At 36.9% G+C, this 16,275-nt stretch carries 16 protein-coding genes and 2 tRNA genes; 7 read left to right on the top strand and 11 right to left on the bottom strand.

Features of this window, described 5'->3' with window-relative positions:
- Position 1 precedes the first annotated feature (1 nt).
- The 8 genes from AC1MPL_RS09730 to AC1MPL_RS09695 form a co-directional block, all read right to left on the bottom strand.
- Positions 2-691, bottom strand: a complete 690-nt coding sequence (locus AC1MPL_RS09730; RefSeq protein WP_479765689.1) for a PqiC family protein — start codon at positions 689-691, stop codon at positions 2-4.
- Positions 681-2,339, bottom strand: a complete 1,659-nt coding sequence (locus AC1MPL_RS09725; protein ID WP_479765687.1) for a PqiB family protein — start codon at positions 2,337-2,339, stop codon at positions 681-683. Before AC1MPL_RS09725 ends, AC1MPL_RS09730 begins: the two co-directional genes overlap by 11 nt.
- Before the next feature lies 1 nt (position 2,340).
- Positions 2,341-3,069: a paraquat-inducible protein A gene (locus tag AC1MPL_RS09720; RefSeq protein ID WP_479765685.1), complete on the bottom strand. Its 729-nt coding sequence runs from the start codon at positions 3,067-3,069 to the stop codon at positions 2,341-2,343.
- Entirely contained in the window at positions 3,066-3,722 is a 657-nt protein-coding gene (locus AC1MPL_RS09715; protein WP_479765683.1) for a paraquat-inducible protein A, read from the bottom strand. Before AC1MPL_RS09715 ends, AC1MPL_RS09720 begins: the two co-directional genes overlap by 4 nt.
- 284 nt (positions 3,723-4,006) lie before the next feature.
- Positions 4,007-4,082: transfer RNA gene (locus AC1MPL_RS09710), tRNA-Asn, on the bottom strand.
- Positions 4,083-4,087: 5 nt separating this feature from the next.
- A tRNA-Asn gene (locus AC1MPL_RS09705) sits at positions 4,088-4,163 on the bottom strand.
- A 161-nt stretch (positions 4,164-4,324) separates the two neighbouring features.
- Positions 4,325-4,951: a superoxide dismutase gene (locus AC1MPL_RS09700; RefSeq protein WP_479765681.1), complete on the bottom strand. Its 627-nt coding sequence runs from the start codon at positions 4,949-4,951 to the stop codon at positions 4,325-4,327.
- A 110-nt stretch (positions 4,952-5,061) separates the two neighbouring features.
- Complete coding sequence (locus tag AC1MPL_RS09695; protein ID WP_479765679.1) at positions 5,062-5,820, bottom strand: Nif3-like dinuclear metal center hexameric protein; 759 nt, start codon at positions 5,818-5,820, stop codon at positions 5,062-5,064.
- A 168-nt stretch (positions 5,821-5,988) separates the two neighbouring features.
- On the opposite strand from AC1MPL_RS09695, the gene AC1MPL_RS09690 reads away from it, so the two are divergent.
- Positions 5,989-7,200, top strand: a complete 1,212-nt coding sequence (locus tag AC1MPL_RS09690; RefSeq protein ID WP_479765677.1) for a S1C family serine protease — start codon at positions 5,989-5,991, stop codon at positions 7,198-7,200.
- 254 nt (positions 7,201-7,454) lie between these two features.
- Positions 7,455-7,856 (top strand): hypothetical protein, encoded by a 402-nt coding sequence (locus AC1MPL_RS09685; RefSeq protein WP_479765675.1) that lies wholly within the window; start codon positions 7,455-7,457, stop codon positions 7,854-7,856.
- Between the two features lie 55 nt (positions 7,857-7,911).
- On the opposite strand, the gene AC1MPL_RS09680 is transcribed toward AC1MPL_RS09685, so the two are convergent.
- Together AC1MPL_RS09680 and radA are read right to left on the bottom strand one after the other, a co-directional pair.
- The gene (locus tag AC1MPL_RS09680) at positions 7,912-8,949 is read right to left on the bottom strand and encodes a Tim44 domain-containing protein (protein WP_479765673.1); all 1,038 of its coding nucleotides are present in this window, start codon (positions 8,947-8,949) and stop codon (positions 7,912-7,914) included.
- Between the two features lie 276 nt (positions 8,950-9,225).
- On the bottom strand, positions 9,226-10,608 hold the full coding sequence (gene radA / locus AC1MPL_RS09675; protein ID WP_479765671.1) for a DNA repair protein RadA: 1,383 nt from the start codon (positions 10,606-10,608) through the stop codon (positions 9,226-9,228).
- A 245-nt stretch (positions 10,609-10,853) separates the two neighbouring features.
- On the opposite strand from radA, the gene AC1MPL_RS09670 reads away from it, so the two are divergent.
- The 5 genes from AC1MPL_RS09670 (at position 10,854) to AC1MPL_RS09650 (ending at position 15,671) form a co-directional block, all read left to right on the top strand.
- Positions 10,854-12,251 (top strand): amino acid permease, encoded by a 1,398-nt coding sequence (locus AC1MPL_RS09670; RefSeq protein ID WP_479765669.1) that lies wholly within the window; start codon positions 10,854-10,856, stop codon positions 12,249-12,251.
- Between the two features lie 107 nt (positions 12,252-12,358).
- Positions 12,359-12,562, top strand: a complete 204-nt coding sequence (locus tag AC1MPL_RS09665) for an LPS translocon maturation chaperone LptM (RefSeq protein ID WP_479765667.1) — start codon at positions 12,359-12,361, stop codon at positions 12,560-12,562.
- Positions 12,563-12,579: 17 nt separating this feature from the next.
- Positions 12,580-13,830, top strand: coding sequence for a diaminopimelate decarboxylase (gene lysA, locus AC1MPL_RS09660; protein WP_479765665.1), 1,251 nt, complete (start codon positions 12,580-12,582; stop codon positions 13,828-13,830).
- Between the two features lie 3 nt (positions 13,831-13,833).
- The gene (gene dapF / locus AC1MPL_RS09655; RefSeq protein WP_479765663.1) at positions 13,834-14,679 is read left to right on the top strand and encodes a diaminopimelate epimerase; all 846 of its coding nucleotides are present in this window, start codon (positions 13,834-13,836) and stop codon (positions 14,677-14,679) included.
- Between the two features lie 62 nt (positions 14,680-14,741).
- Positions 14,742-15,671: a tyrosine recombinase XerC gene (locus AC1MPL_RS09650; RefSeq protein ID WP_479765661.1), complete on the top strand. Its 930-nt coding sequence runs from the start codon at positions 14,742-14,744 to the stop codon at positions 15,669-15,671.
- Here AC1MPL_RS09650 and AC1MPL_RS09645 read toward each other — a convergent pair whose 3' ends face one another.
- A complete protein-coding gene (locus tag AC1MPL_RS09645; RefSeq protein WP_479765659.1) occupies positions 15,672-16,265 on the bottom strand; it encodes a GNAT family N-acetyltransferase in 594 nt (197 codons plus the stop codon).
- Positions 16,266-16,275: the final 10 nt, after the last annotated feature.

Genomic DNA, 16,275 nt, shown 5'->3' with positions numbered 1-16,275 from the left:
GTTAAGAACAAGTCACATTATTTATTTGAGATGTGCCTTTTTCTACCGCAATAACAGTGTCTGAAATGCTTGTTGTTACACGGTTAAGTGCTACCTTAGACGAGGTGACAATATCAGGAAGACTACTTATATTCGTGATTGGCTGATTAAATGTCATTCTACAACTCAATGTTCGATGAATAGATGGTTTTGTTGCTACGGCTATTTGTATTGGTTCTATAGGTTTGATGATCCAACTTACCTCAACTTCTACATCTCCCTTGTTTTGTTGAGGGGAGATAGATTTGATAATATCAAAACGCGAAAAATCAATTGCAATTCTATAAACGGTATTTGTGCTTGGTACGCCACTGCTATAGCGATCCACAGCATTTAACTGTTGTTGAAGCCCTGAAGAAAGGCTGTCATGTAGTTCTGTAGATAGACTTGAAGTCCATCTGTCATTGTCTAAAATAGTAGCCTGACCTTGTTTGGTATTAATCATGATTGGTATACGATCTAAACGATCGGGTAAGCTAACAGGTAGTACCTCAATCATTCTAAGCGTTGCTCCATGAGCAGGTTCGACACTTGGCGCAAGGGTATAGTAGTTAGGTGTGATTGAGCTTGCACATCCAGTTAAACCTAATATAGATATACTAAGTAAGGCAGATAAGCGTATTAAGCTGAAAGGCTTTATTTTATTTTGCATTTTTAGTCTCTCCTCTTTTTCCACGAATCAATGATTCAGGGTGCTGCTCAATGTAATCTGACATCAGTTGTAATGATGCAGCTGTACGTGTCACTTGTTGTAATACTTTACGTAAATCTTGTTGCATTGGGGCATCACTTGACAAAATTGACTCTGTCGACTGCATCGTTTTACGTGCATCGTTTAATGTCGCTTGAAAATCAGGTGCTACTTTGGTATCTAGCTGTTGAACCAGTTTATCAGTTGAATTAATCGTGCTATTCATATTTTTTAGTGTTTTACGCACATCGTCACCAATTTCATGGATTGGAAATTTACTAATTTTATCTGCAATCTCAGAAACTTGAGCTTGTAAACTATTCAGCTCAGGCGGTGTTGTTGGAACTTCAACAATCCCATTATCATGTTGTATTAAGTGAACAGGTTTGGCTTTATTAAATTTATCAAATGCTATGTAGTTTTGTCCTGTTAGTAAGTTACCTGTGCGCATTTGTGCGCGCCAACCTTGCTGAATAAAGCTTCTGAAAATTGTACCTGTAGGAATTAACTCTTTACCATTTGCTAGACGTGATGGATATAAAACTGCATTTACACGCATACGCAATTTACGATAGTTTGGATCAAACTCAACATTAATGGCTGTTACATCCCCAATATTGATACCCATGAAGTCGATTGGAGCGCCAACAGTTAGACCACGTAATGAAGTATCAAAGTACATGATAATTTTACTTGGCTTACCATCTGGAATTTTTAAGGCATCTGTTCGAGAGTTCCATAAAGTGAAGTGGCTTTGTACAGGTGCTATAGCAGCATTTGAATTATCTGGATAGCCAAAAGCAATACCTCCTGCAACAATACTTGCAAGAGACTGTGTGTTTAGGCTGAAGCCAGAAGCATTTAGACTTACATCTATACCACTAGCTTGCCAAAAACGAGCATCTGTGGTGACAAACTTATCATAAGGGCTACGAATAAATGTTTGTAGTTCAACATGCTTTCCATCTTGAGATAAGTTGTAGGCAGTAATTTGTCCAACATTAATTCGACGATAATATATAGGTGAACCAATATCTAAAGATCCCAGATTATCGGCTGTCAGAAAAAATATTTTTCCTGGAACATCAGAAGGTACAACTGGGGGTGTTTCTAGCCCTACGAAATCAGTTTGTTTCTCAGCATTTTTACCGCCATCAACTTCAATATATGAACCCGATAAGAGGGTATCTATACCTGAAATGCCTGTTGTACCAATGCGTGGACGTACAACCCAAAATCGAGTATCTTTGGCAGCAAAACTGCTACTATTTTTTGTTAGTTCAATTTCAGCAATAACATGTGTTTTGTCTGGAGAAAGTTTAATTTGACGTACTAACCCAATATTCACTTGTTTGTAGCGAACATTGGTTTTTCCTGCTTCTAGTCCATCTGCTGTTTTAAAGCTTACTTCAATAGTTGGACCTCTTTCCCAAACAGCTTTAGCGGCCAATGAGAGAGCTATGAGTAAAGCTACAATAGGAATAATCCAAATAAGGGAAATCTTATGATTTGGCTTTTTTTTCTTGGGCGCAGGTATGTCTTTTAGCTCATGCTCTTGCTGGGTCGTTGTATTATGATCTAAAGCATCATTTTTTATATTGTCGGACATATTATCGTTCATTCAATGATTTGGAATTGGATGTATAAGGTAGAGTTTTTGAATGTGTTGAGTTGCTGTTTACTTCAGCTATTGCATAGTAGTTGTCCCAGATCATGCGTGGGTCAAAACTAAGTGAAGCAAACATTGTAAGAATGACGACAGCACCAAAGGCAACAGCGCCAGGACCAGCCAGTATTGTTGCTAGTGATTGAATTTGAATAAGTGCTGTTAGTAGACTCACAACAAAAACATCAATCATAGACCACCGACCAATAAGTTCTACGACCCTATATAAAACGCTGCAATTTTTAGGGCTAAAAGTCCATTTTTTTATGGATTGCATATAAATCGTAAATAACAAAAAGCTGAGAATAAAAAGTTTTAATAGTGGGATAAAGATACTTGCAGCAAAGATTACGGTAGCAACAAGATAATCATGCGTTTCCCAAAAATAGATTACACCACTCATAATAGTATCTTTTTGACTGCCAAATACTGAATTGGTGATTGTCATGGGTAATATATTGGCTGGAATATATAAAATAGTTGCTGCAATTAAAAAGGCAAAAGTTTTTTGTAGACTTTGTGGTTTACGAAAATGTAATGCTGAATGACATCTTGGGCAATATTGAGGATGTTCAGTTTCATTAGAAGTATTTGTCTGACTCAATAACCCACAGCAATGGCATCTTAATAGGGATAAATCACATGCACGAGTGTAGTATCTTTTATCTTTCATGATAGATCCCGATCTATTGCATTCCATATATCTTGTACTTTAATTGCATTGAGATACACCATGAAAAGACTAAGTACGGCAAATGCCCAAAGAGCAACCTCAGGAATGACAATAACAATATTAATAAGCTTAACTAAAGTGACAAGAATACCAATTAAGAATACTTCAACCATTGCCCAAACTCTAAATAGATAAAGTATTCGCAATGCAAAAACCATAAAATATGGTCGTCTTTTTAGTAGACCAACGTTGAAGAATATATAGGTTAATAAAATTAGGTTAATGAGGGGAATAATAAATGTGGTGAGGATTAAAAGAATACCAACAAATTCTCGATGAATATCAAACATAGTGGCTGCTGCACCAAGCAATGTTGTTTGTAGCGCATTACCTTGCACTTCAACTTTTATGATAGGAAAGCTGTTGGCAACAATGAAAATAATAAGTGCAGTTAAAACTAATGCTAAAATTGTATTAAAAGGTTTTATATCATTGTAAATTTCTGCACCACAACAGAAACAGCAGGCTTTTTCTCCTTTTGCTAAAGGAACTTGAATATACAACGTGTCGCATTCTTCACAGCTTGAAAGTTGTTTTAAATCTTTAATTGGTTTTTTATTTACTAAAGCTGTATTTTGATAAGTTTTGGTCATGTAATCGACATACTCTTATTGATTTAGTTTAGTTAGATCGATTGTTGTGTGTTCTATTAAAGCATAAAATTAATCAGACTTGTTAGTTATATAAAATTGGATTTTACTAAAATAGAATAGCTAAATTTTGAAGTTATTTACTTAAAATGTAGAGCAGACCTGTGGAGGTTTGGTTTAATATTTATATGTAAATATAGTCTAGCGAGTGATAGCAAGATTTTAGATTATCATACGATAAGCATTAAAAAACCCTCAAAGATTAGTGCACTTTGAGGGTTAGTATTTGGCTCTCCCACCTGGGCTCGAACCAGGGACCTGCGGATTAACAGTCCGTCGCTCTACCAACTGAGCTATGGGAGAATAGCTGGCTCTCCAACCTGGGCTCGAACCAGGGACCTGCGGATTAACAGTCCGTCGCTCTACCGACTGAGCTATTGGAGAATCTGATGCGCATTCTAGGGGGGATATAAAAATTCGTCAAGGATATATTGAAATAATTTGATTCTTTTGTATTATTTATAAGCTAAAGTATGGTATCTGTTATAATTTTAATCAAAAAATAGGAATATCCCATAAAGCTGTGAGATATTCCTTATTATTAATTATTTTTCAACGCCTGCTGCTTCACCAGCAAGTTTTGCATTTGCATAGTCCCAGTTTACTAGGCTCTCTAAGAAAGTAGAAATGTATTTAGGACGTGCATTACGGAAGTCGATATAGTAAGCATGTTCCCAAACATCAATTGTAAGTACAGCAATTTTACCATGTGCAAGCGGTGTGTCTGCATTTGCTGTTTTTAAAATTGAAAGATCGCCATTGATTTTATCTGCAACCAACCACGCCCAACCTGAACCAAATTGTGTTGCAGCCGCATTTGCAAATTCTTCTGCAAATTTTTCGTAAGAACCAAAAGCGGTATTGATTTTTTCAGCAATTGCGCCAGTAGGCTGACCACCACCATTTTTCTTTAAGCAGTTCCAGTAAAATGTATGATTCCATACTTGAGCAGCATTGTTAAATACACCTGCTTTAGCAGTATCTTTTGCTGTTGCAACAATAATTTCCTCAAGCGTTTTACCTGCAAGGTCAGTACCTTCAATCGCTTTGTTTAAGTTCACAACATACGTATTGTGGTGTTTATCATGGTGAAACTCTAATGTTTCACGGCTGATATGTGGTGCTAAGTCGTCATAACCGTAAGGTAGTTTTGGTAAAGTAATCGTTGTCATGTTTTTCATTCCTTGCATTATGCTGGGTGAGAAAGTTTTGTCATATTTCAGATGCATGTTATCCACGCTATCGTATACATAGTATGTAAAAAAAATAAATATTCAAATGTTTAAACAGGGTTATCTTGTTCGAAATAGTGATATGTGATTCCAAATTGTTCAGCAAGTGCTTTACCAAGTCGTTGTACACCATAGCGCTCTGTTGCGTGATGTCCACATGCAAAGTAATGTATGTTTAATTCTTTTGCTTCATAAAAAGTTCTTTCACTCACTTCACCTGAAATATATGCATCACACATTTCTTCAGATGCTTTACTAATAAAGTCTTGTGCTGCTCCTGTACAATAGCCAATGCGTTGAATTTTTGAACGATTTGCAGGTAAGTGTAAGATATTAGGATTAATTTTTGTTTGTAATAGTGTTTGGAATTCTAGCGCAGAAAGGGGGCGAGGCAGTCTACCTATATTACCAATTGGATGCTTTTCCTTTGCGTCAAGTGGTGTAATATCTTCAAGTTGAAGTAAATCTGCTATAGCAGCATTGTTACCAAGTGTTGGATGAGCATCTAAAGGCAGATGGTATGCGATGAGTGAAATATCATGCTGAATCAATTTTTTAATTCTTTGCCCACGCATACCCGTAATTGGATAAGCTTCTCCTTTCCAAAAGTAACCATGGTGGACTAAAAGTACATCTGCACCATGTGCAATGCATGCATCAATTGCATCTTGTGATGCTGTAACAGCACAAAGTATTTTTTTTACTTCTTTTTTGCCTTCAATTTGGAGTCCATTAGGTGTGTAGTCTTTAAATTCATTCGTTTTTAAAGTCTGATTACACCATTGAATAATATCATTGAGGTTTGCCATAAAAATCCTAAATTAATGTGCTATATATATGAAAATATGATGATATATTAACTAAAGCTAGACAAAATCATGTTAACTTTTAAAGTCTTTAAATCAAATAATGATTACAATAACCTATAATTTCTTCATTACATCAATGAATTAAAGTATTTACAGAGGGATGATAACGTGCGTAAAGCATTGATATGGCTACCTTGGGGGCTACTTATTCTTGTCATTTTAGGCTTTATTGGATGGCAAAGACTACATCAAACAAATACTATAATTATACCTAAAAAAGTTGCACCTCAAGCACCCGTTGCTTCTGATGGGGTAAAAATGCCTGCTGAAAAAGTAGAACCATTGGTTAATGCAAAAGCTGGTGCATTTGACTCATATAGTAGTGCAGTCAAAGCTGCTGCACCTGCGGTTGTCAATATTTTTACCACGCAAAAAGTAAGAAAGAACAGTAAAGATATTTCTAATGCAGATGCTCTGAGAGAGTTTTTTGATAGGCAGTCGCCAGAGTTAAAAAGTCGTAATGAGAATAATCTTGGATCTGGTGTCATTGTTCGTTCAGATGGGTATATATTGACGAATAATCATGTCATAACACAAGCAGATAAGATTATTGTTGGGTTGAGTGATGGTCGCCGCGCTGTTGCAAAAGTGGTTGGTACGGATCCAGATACAGATTTAGCAGTGATTAAAATAGATTTAAATAATTTACCTGTTGTCCCATTTAAATTAAGTGGCAATGAAGTGGGTGATGTTGTTTTAGCGATTGGTAATCCATTTGGAGTTGGTCAAACAGTAACACAGGGAATTATATCTGCGCTCGGTCGCTCAGATTTAGGTATAAATACTTATGAAGATTTTATTCAAACAGATGCTGCAATTAACCCTGGTAACTCAGGTGGTGCATTAATTGATGTCGCAGGAAATTTAATTGGTGTGAATACTGCAATTTTTTCTCAGTCTGGAGGCTCACTCGGAATTGGTTTTGCTATTCCTGCAAAGGTTTGTCAGCATGTCTTTAATTCTATTTTGAAAGATGGAAAAGTTATTAGAGGGTGGTTAGGGCTAAGTTTGGCACCACCAACATATAATGATGATGTGAATACTGTGCCTAATGGTGTTGTGATCGCAAATATTTTACCAAATGGGCCAGCGGCACAAGCTGGGCTTGAACATGGTGATCGAATTGTTAAAGTAAATAATACAGCGATTAATTCTGCATCACATTTAATAAATTATGTTGCATTGCAAGCACCAAATACGATTGTAAAAGTTGAGATTATTCGAGATAACCAACCTTTAACATTAGATGTTGTTGTAGGTGAGAGAGCGCCACAAAGAAACACCTCGCAATATATTCCTTTGCCAAAATCTTCGCGTTAATTTAATTATAATATATGCTCATTAAGAATGATGAGCATATAAATTATTGTGATGCAGTTTCCAAAAATATAAAATAATTAAGGTTGATTTAATACTTTGGTGTATTCTTTTGTAAAGAAATATAAAAAATGCTTTTATTCATTTAAGACTTAGATAATATTTATAAATATAAAAATGGTGTAAATCATCATTCAAGTAGAAAAAATTGCAATATAACAATTAGCTTTAATGTAAATCTAGGAAACAGTAAGTTTATGTCTAATAAGCAAATCTACCAACTGACAATAACAACTTTGAATCATCCTTATGCAATTACAAAAAGTGCGGAAACACTTAAAGCATTTTATGTAAATGAGCAGCAGGAAGTAGAGTGTTCTGATAAAGAGTATAAGATTTTACTTAAATTAATATCAATCAGTGATCGTGATATTGCAAACTGGCATAATAACTGTGCGCGTATCAAAAAGCTTCTGTCAAAAGAAAATATACCTTATATATTTGATATCCAACTATTAGATATTCACAATGTTACGAAATATAAGAAAACAGTATTGAATACAAGTATACATAAACAACAAGTATTTGAAGGTGAATATCATTTTACTCAGCAAGATGAGGATTTTTTCTTGCAAATGTATAATGCAAAAGCGTCTTAAAATATTTTACTTATAAAAAAAGCCAGTTATAACTGGCTTTTTTTATTGGAAAAAATTAACTCTCGACTTGAATGCCTGCAACAAGCCAGTCTTGTTGTGAGTTTATAGGTTTTACAAAGTGCCAAATTTCGGAGAATGGTTTAGGTGAGCTATTTAGGTCTTCTGAAACCATACCAGTAAAGCGTACACTTGCAATATATTGACCGTTTTCAGTTGCAGTATCTGCAAGTGTTGCTGTTAGGTTTTCGAACTCCGCAACATCTTGTTCTTGATTTGCCATAACATCTTGGTACATAGAGTTATACAGATCATTCGTAAGATAACGGCGAATCTCTTCAATGTTCTTTGCACTGTTAATAGACTGAATATGATTGAAACGCTGGCGAGCAACGCGCAAAAATGAAGCTTGTTCAGTACCATCAGGTAATTGATTACCATTGTTTGTGAAAGGAGCTTGAGTATTCATACTTGTTCCACCGTCAACATTTTGTCCAAAAATATTGGTGTTGTTATCATTTGTTGTAGAGTTTGATCCAAATGATGAACCACCATTATTGTTTGGTGAGTAAGGATTATTATTACTCTCTAATTTTTTTTTTGCGCTCATTTTACGGAAAATGAAGAATCCTGCACCTGCAATTAAAATAATCCACAACCATGGTAAACCACCTGATTTTTTCTCTGCAGGTTGTTCAGCTTGTTGTTGCTGATTATTATTCTGCGTTGCAGTTGCATCGTTTGCACTTGCTGTACCAGTATTTGAAGCATTGCCATTATTGGCAGGAGCTGCATGGTTATTATCTGCAAGCGCATGTGTTGCAAGCGCGCCGACAGCAGCACCTGCGGCACCTGCAGCTACCATCTTACCAATACCTGAACCTTTTTGTTGCTGTGGTTGAGGTGCTGTGTTGTTGTAACTTGGGCTAGGCTGTGGTCTAACACGTTGTTGTTGCTGAATAGACTGACTTGGTGCGACTGAACGTTGCATGCCTTGGCTTCTGCCACCACCTGCACGTTTTGCATCGACCAACGGCGAAACCACCAAAGTTGCCATTAAAATACTTGCAACTAAGCCACGTTGGCGTAATTTCATTAATTTTTCCTATAATTAAAAATTAAAGTGAGTAGGTTATATTTATGAAGGCAAAGTAAATAAAATTCAATAGCTAATCGTAAATTTTGTTAGTAGAAATGAAACAATATTTTGAAAATATTATTATTAATTAAGGTTATATAAATAGTTTAAAAAATAAAATTATATGTTTTAAATAGTTTTTGTGTTGTGCTGTATAGATGGCTATAAGAACTATATGTGTCTATACAGCGTGTTTGTGGGTCTATTTCAAGAAGCCGAAAATAAACTTTAATGTCATTTTTCGAGTTGTAGCGCTTCAGCAAGTGCTTCGTGTAGTCTTGCAACAGCAATTACTTTTACACCACGAATAGGTTTTTGTGGTGCATTTGCTCTTGGAACAATAATATATTCAAAACCATGCTTTATTGCTTCTTTTAATCTTTCTTGTCCGTTAGGAACTGGGCGTATTTCTCCTGAAAGTCCTACTTCACCAAAAACAGCTAGTTGTTGAGGTAGTGCTTTACCTCTTAAACTTGACGCACATGCAAGTAGCACAGCAAGGTCGGATCCTGTTTCAGTAATTTTTAATCCACCCACAATGTTTACATATACATCTTGTCCTGTGGTTTGAATACCACCATGTCTGTGCATTACAGCAAGGAGCATATTAAGTCGGTTTTGATCTAATCCTAGAGAAACGCGCCTTGCTTGGCCATGAGCATCATCAACGAGAGCTTGTACCTCAACCAAAAGTGGGCGTGTTCCTTCACGACTAATCATTACAACAGAACCAGGAATGGCTTCATCATAACGACTGAGAAAAATGGCAGATGGGTTTGAAACCTCTTTTAACCCTTTGTCTGTCATACCAAAAACGCCGAGCTCATTTACCGCACCAAAACGGTTTTTTACTGCACGAATCATACGATAGCGTGAGTCGGATTGCCCTTCAAAATATAAAACGCAATCTACCATATGCTCGAGTACTCGAGGCCCTGCAAGAGCACCTTCTTTAGTAACATGACCAACAATAAAAAGGGCTGTACCACTGTTTTTAGCAAAACGAGTAAGAAGTGCAGCAGACTCACGAATTTGGGATACGCCACCAGGTGCAGACTGTAAGGTTTCGGTATAAAGCGTTTGAATTGAGTCAAGTATAGCAACGGCAGGGCGTTCTTGTGCCAGCACTTCACAGATACGTTCTACGCATGTTTCTGCCATTACTTTAAGATGGGTTGTTGGTAAGTCTAGTCGTTGAGCACGTAAAGCAACTTGAGATAATGATTCTTCGCCCGTTACATATAAAGCTGAGCGTTGGCTATTTGCCATATAAGTTGCAGTTTGTAATAAGATAGTAGATTTGCCAATGCCAGGGTCACCGCCAATGAGTACTACAGAACCAGTGACAAGTCCACCACCAAGTACTCTATCAAATTCACTAATACCTGTAACAAGCCTTGATTCTTGTGAGATAGAAACTTGATTTAATGTTGTAATATTTGATGCTTGACCTGCATAGCCACCACTGACTTTAGGGCGCGCACGATGAGGTATTGCCGTTTCTAAACGAACTTCGAGTAAGCTATTCCATTCACCACACTCGCCACATTGTCCTGCCCATTTAGAGTGATCTGAACCACATTGTTCACAGCGATATACGGTTTTAACTTTACTCATATAACTTTTTTACTCAATCTTGATACATCTTTTTCAGGTGCAGAGTATAACGAAAAATGTCAGATAGTTTTCAGTTTTACTTTTATTTCTAGCATATTCAATTAAGTGAAATTGCGTAAATTTTCTAATTTGATCAGTAAAATAAGAGAATTTTAGACTTTTTTAAGTAGAAATTATGATTTTATTTTTATTTTTTGACGAAATTACGGTAAGTTTGCTCAATTGTTTTTAAAAGCTATTAAAAAATGTCTGATCAGAATATTAATGGTTCTCATCACAGTGGAGAATTGCAGAAGAGTTTATCAAATCGACATCTACAACTGATTGCAATTGGTGGTGCGATAGGAACAGGACTTTTTATGGGCTCAGGAAAAACGATTTCTTTAGCTGGCCCATCTATTTTATTTATTTACATGATTATTGGTGTGATGGTATTTTTCGTCATGCGTGCTTTAGGTGAGTTGCTACTCTCTAATTTAGAATATAAATCATTTATTGATATTACGACAGATCTTATAGGCCCTTGGGCAGGCTACTTTATTGGCTGGACATATTGGTTGTGTTGGATATCAATAGGTATTGCAGATTTATCAGCGATTATTAACTATCTGCAATTTTTTAATAATGGGGTGCCATTTAGCCCTCAAGAAAGTGCATTTATCTGTGTTGCATCTATTTTCTTCATTATGGGACTGAATTTAGTTACCGTGAAGCTCTTTGGGGAAATGGAATTTTGGTTTTCTCTTGTTAAGATTGTTGCAATTGTCGTACTTATTGCCGTGGGCTTGTGGATGGTCTTTATCGGCTTTACATCGACTTCTGGTGATATTGCATCATTTACACATTTATGGAATAACGGTGGTTTATTTCCTAAAGGCTTAGATGGATTTTTAGCAGGCTTTCAAATTGCAATGTTTGCTTTTGTTGGTGTGGAACTGGTCGGAACAACAGCTGCCGAAACGCACGACCCAGAACGTAATTTACCAAAAGCAGTCAACTCTATTCCTGTGCGTATTATTATTTTTTATGTTGTATCGCTCATGATAGTGATGTCTGTAACACCGTGGAATCATGTCAATCCAAATATGAGCCCATTTGTTAGCCTGTTTAGTCAAGCAGGTATTGCTGCTGCAGCAATTATTATGAATTTGGTAGTGCTTTCATCTGTAATGTCATCAATGAATAGTGGTGTTTTCTCAACGAGCCGTATGCTGTTTGGTTTATCTAGAGAAGGGCAAGGGCCAAAACTATTTGGAAAGTTGACTTCACGTCATGTTCCTGCCAATGCACTTTATTTTTCTGCACTGTGTTTACTTGGTGGTGCTGCATTACAGTATTTTGTTCCTGATACAGTGAAAGCATTTACTCTTGCAACCACACTTTCAACCGTTTTATTCATTTGTGTCTGGTTAATGATTATTTGGAGTTATATTATTTATTATAAGACACGACCACAACTTCATGCACAGTCGAAATTCAAAATGCCAGGTGGGTTATTTACCTGTTGGATTGTGATTTTATTTTTTATCACGATGTTATATGTATTGTCACTTGAGCCCGATACATTTGAAGCATTAAAAGTGAGTCCAGTGTGGTTTATTATTTTATGTATTGGTTATTTCTTTTTAAAACCAAGAAAATAATATTACCATTTTAAGATATTTAAAAAGACATTAAAGCTGAAATCTAAGATTTAAAAGCCTTTTGCATCAATGTATACTGCATTGAACGATGATAAAAAGGTAAGGTTATGCGCAGTCTAATAGGCGTAATGAGCTTAGTGGTATTTGTGAGTTTAACGGGCTGTGGTCAAACTGGTGCATTACAGCTTACGAGTGATCCACATTTAGATAAAAGACCTAAGTATTTACTTTGGCACAACAAGCAAGGTGATGTGAAAGCAGATGAAGCATCTAAAGCAAATTCTGAATCATTAGCAACACCAAGATATTAATTTTAAAGGATTTTATGATGACATTTAACCGCATTCAAGGGGTTTTGCATGCTGAGCACTGCTCTTTAGAGCAAGTTGCACAAGAGTTTGGTACACCGTTATATGTATATTCTAAAGCTGCTTTTGAAAAACATTATAATGAGCTAGATAAGGCATTCTCTTATATAGACCATCAAATTTGCTATGCAGTAAAGTCAAACTCTAATTTAGCGGTTTTAAATGTACTATCTAAGCTTGGAGCAGGGTTTGATATTGTTACAGGTGGTGAGTTAGCACGTGTACTTGCCGCAGGTGGCGATCCCAAAAAAGTTGTTTTTTCAGGTTTAGGCAAATCTGAAGCAGATATTCAAAAGGCGTTAGAGGTTGGTATTGCATGTTTTAATGTAGAGTCACATGCTGAACTTGACCGTATAGAAAAAGTAGCTGCAAAGCTGAATGTCAAAGCTCCAATTTCATTGCGTGTAAATCCTGATGTAGATGCCAATACACATCCATATATTTCTACAGGATTAAAAGAAAATAAATTTGGTATTCAAAGTGATGCTGTATATGAAACATATACATATGCAAAACAATTACCACATCTAGAAATTATTGGTATTGATTGCCATATCGGTTCACAGCTAACGGAAACGCAACCATTTGAAGATGCTTTAGCTCGTTTGATGGTGATGATTGAAGAGTTGAAAAAGTTAGGTATAGAGCTTAAGCATATTGATATTGGTGGTGGTTTAGGTGTTGTATATAAAGATGAAACACCACCTACAGTAGAAGAGTTTGCTCAAGCATTAAAGCCTGCTTTAGAAAAACTGGGCTTAAAAGTGTTTATGGAACCGGGTCGTAGCATTAGTGCAAATGCAGGTGTACTTTTAACAAAAGTAGATTTATTAAAGCCAACGAGCCATCGTAATTTTGCGATTGTCGATGCTGCAATGAATGATCTTATTCGTCCGTCATTGTATCAAGCATGGATGGATGTTCAGTCTGTAACTGAGCCTAAAAAGTCGAAATCTAAAGTTTGGGATATCGTAGGCGCAATTTGTGAGACAGGCGACTTTCTAGCAAAAGACCGTAAACTTACTTTAAAAGAGAATGATACGCTTGCAGTGTTTGGTGCAGGCGCATATGGGTTTGTCATGAGTTCAAACTATAATACGCGTGGTCGTGCTGCCGAGGTGATGGTGGAAGGTCATAAAGCGCATTTGATTCGTGAGCGTGAAACGATTGAGTCATTGTGGGAAAGAGAACGTTTATTGCCTGAGGAATAAAAAGTGTTACTTGAATTTACAAAAATGCATGGTCTTGGTAATGACTTCATGGTGGTGGATCTTATTAGTCAAAAGGCTGAATTAGATACTCTAACCATTCAGCGATTAGCAGATCGGCATTTTGGTATAGGCTTTGATCAGCTTCTTATTGTTGAAGCACCAGATTTACCTAATGTTGACTTTAAATATCGCATTTATAATTCAGATGGCTCAGAGGTAGAGCAGTGTGGTAATGGCGTACGTTGTTTTGCAAAGTTTGTCCATGACCGTAAACTTACACGTAAAACAAAAATTCGTGTTCAAACCAAGTCGGGTATTGTAGAGCCTGAACTTGGTCCGAATGGTTGGGTGCGTGTAAATATGGGTATGCCTAAGTTCTTGCCGAATGAAATTCCTTTTGAGGCTGAAGAGCAGGAAGAGCTTTATGATTTGTCATTGGCAGATGGCTTAATTGTAAAAATTGATGTGGTGAATATGGGGAATCCACATGCAGTGACGGTTGTTCCTGATGTGCTTAATGTAGATGTACCGTTGCTTGGTCCACAAATTGAAAGGCATGTGCGTTTTCCTCAACGTGTGAATGCTGGTTTCTTGCAAATTTTAGATGAAAAGCATGCACGTTTACGTGTATTTGAACGAGGTGTTGGTGAGACACTGGCATGCGGTACAGGTGCATGTGCAGCAGCAGTGAGTGCCATGCGCCGTGGTCTTCTTGCAAGTGAGGTTGAAATTGAGCTTGCAGGTGGGCGTTTGCACATCGCTTGGAAAGAAGGCGGTGTTGTTTGGATGACAGGTCCAACAGCAACCGTTTATGAAGGGCGTTTAGACTTACGCTATTTCCAAGGTTAAGTTAAATACATTTAAAAAAGCACTGTTCTACAGTGCTTTTTCTTTGAGTTAGGGAAATACGTGTGGATACAGTATGGCATTGGTTAGAAAATTGGTTAATTTCGCGTAGAAATCAGAACCAATCTATACAGACAATTCAGGCATACTCAAGAGATGTCACAGATTTCTTAAAGTTTTGTGAGGCAAAAAAGCTAGATATTTATGCGATTGAAACATCGGATTTACGTGAGTTTTTAACTTTTAAAGTTGAACAGGGTCGTTTAGGCCGGAGTAGTTTACAACGTCAACTCAGTGCAATTCGACAGTTTATGAAGTGGGTGAGTGAAAACCATTTAATTTCTCAGAATATTACCAAAGACTTTCAACTGAAACGCCATGCAAGACCATTGCCGGGGTTAGTCGACCCTGAAACGATTATTCAAATTTTAGAGCAGCCTGCACCAGAGAGTGAAGTACAGCGTCAACTTTGGCTGAGAGATAAAGCACTGTTAGAGCTGTTGTATTCAAGTGGTATTCGCTTATCTGAGATTCAAGGATTAACTTTTAAAGATATCGATTTTCAACGTAAATTGATTCGTATTACGGGTAAAGGCAATAAAACACGTATTGTACCATTTGGTGAAAGTGCAAAAAGTGCAATTGTGACATGGTTGCAGGTTTATCAGCTTTGGAAAGGAAAATTTAAACCAGATGATGCTGTATTTATTTCCCAACATAGTGGAGAGGCCTTGGGTGTAAGACAAATTGAAAAGCGTGTGAAATTTCAAGCACAGCGAGCTGGTGTAAATGTCGATTTACATCCGCACTTACTTCGACATTGTTTTGCAAGCCATTTACTGTCGGGTAGTGGAGATTTGCGTGCTATACAGGAAATGCTTGGGCATAGTAATTTAGCTACAACGCAAATTTATACTCATCTAGACTTTGACCGATTGGCTTCGGTATATGATCAAGCACATCCACGTGCGCAAAAGGTCAAAGTAGACACTTAGTTATTGATGTTGTGATAACAGATCTAAAAGATGTGCGTGTACGTTTGCCCATTCACCAGCAGTGATGCTATACATGACGGTATCTCGAATCGTGCCATCTTTTCGCAAGGCATCGCCGCGAATGACACCATCTTTTTTTGCCCCTAGTCGTTCAATTGCTTTTTGACTTTTTAGGTTGAAAATATCTGTACGTAGTGCAACAACATGACATTGCAATGTTTCAAAGGCATGTTTCATAAGAAGTAGTTTGCATGTTGTATTAACATGTGTACGTTGGACAGATTTTACATACCATGTATAGCCAATTTCCACACGTCTGACAGAAGCTAAAATGTCATGATAACTGGTTGTGCCCACAATTTTTTGTTGTGTTTCATCAATAATAACGAAGGGGAAGCGTGTGCCTTCTGCACGTTGTTGTAAGGCGAGCTCAATGTATTCTTTGACTTGAGTAAAATGGGGTGTTGATGTAATTCTAAGCTTCCATAATTCACCATCTTTACAAGCTTCTATAAGTCCTGCTTCATGTGAAAAGTCTAATGGCTCAATTCGAATATTGTTCATACGAAGTTGTATAGGTGATACGAAGCTCATGATGAATCCT

Source organism: Acinetobacter sp. N1-1, from assembly GCF_056711485.1.
The sequence above is the reverse complement of the archived record's forward strand: the minus strand, read 5'-3'. Positions and strand labels throughout refer to the sequence as shown.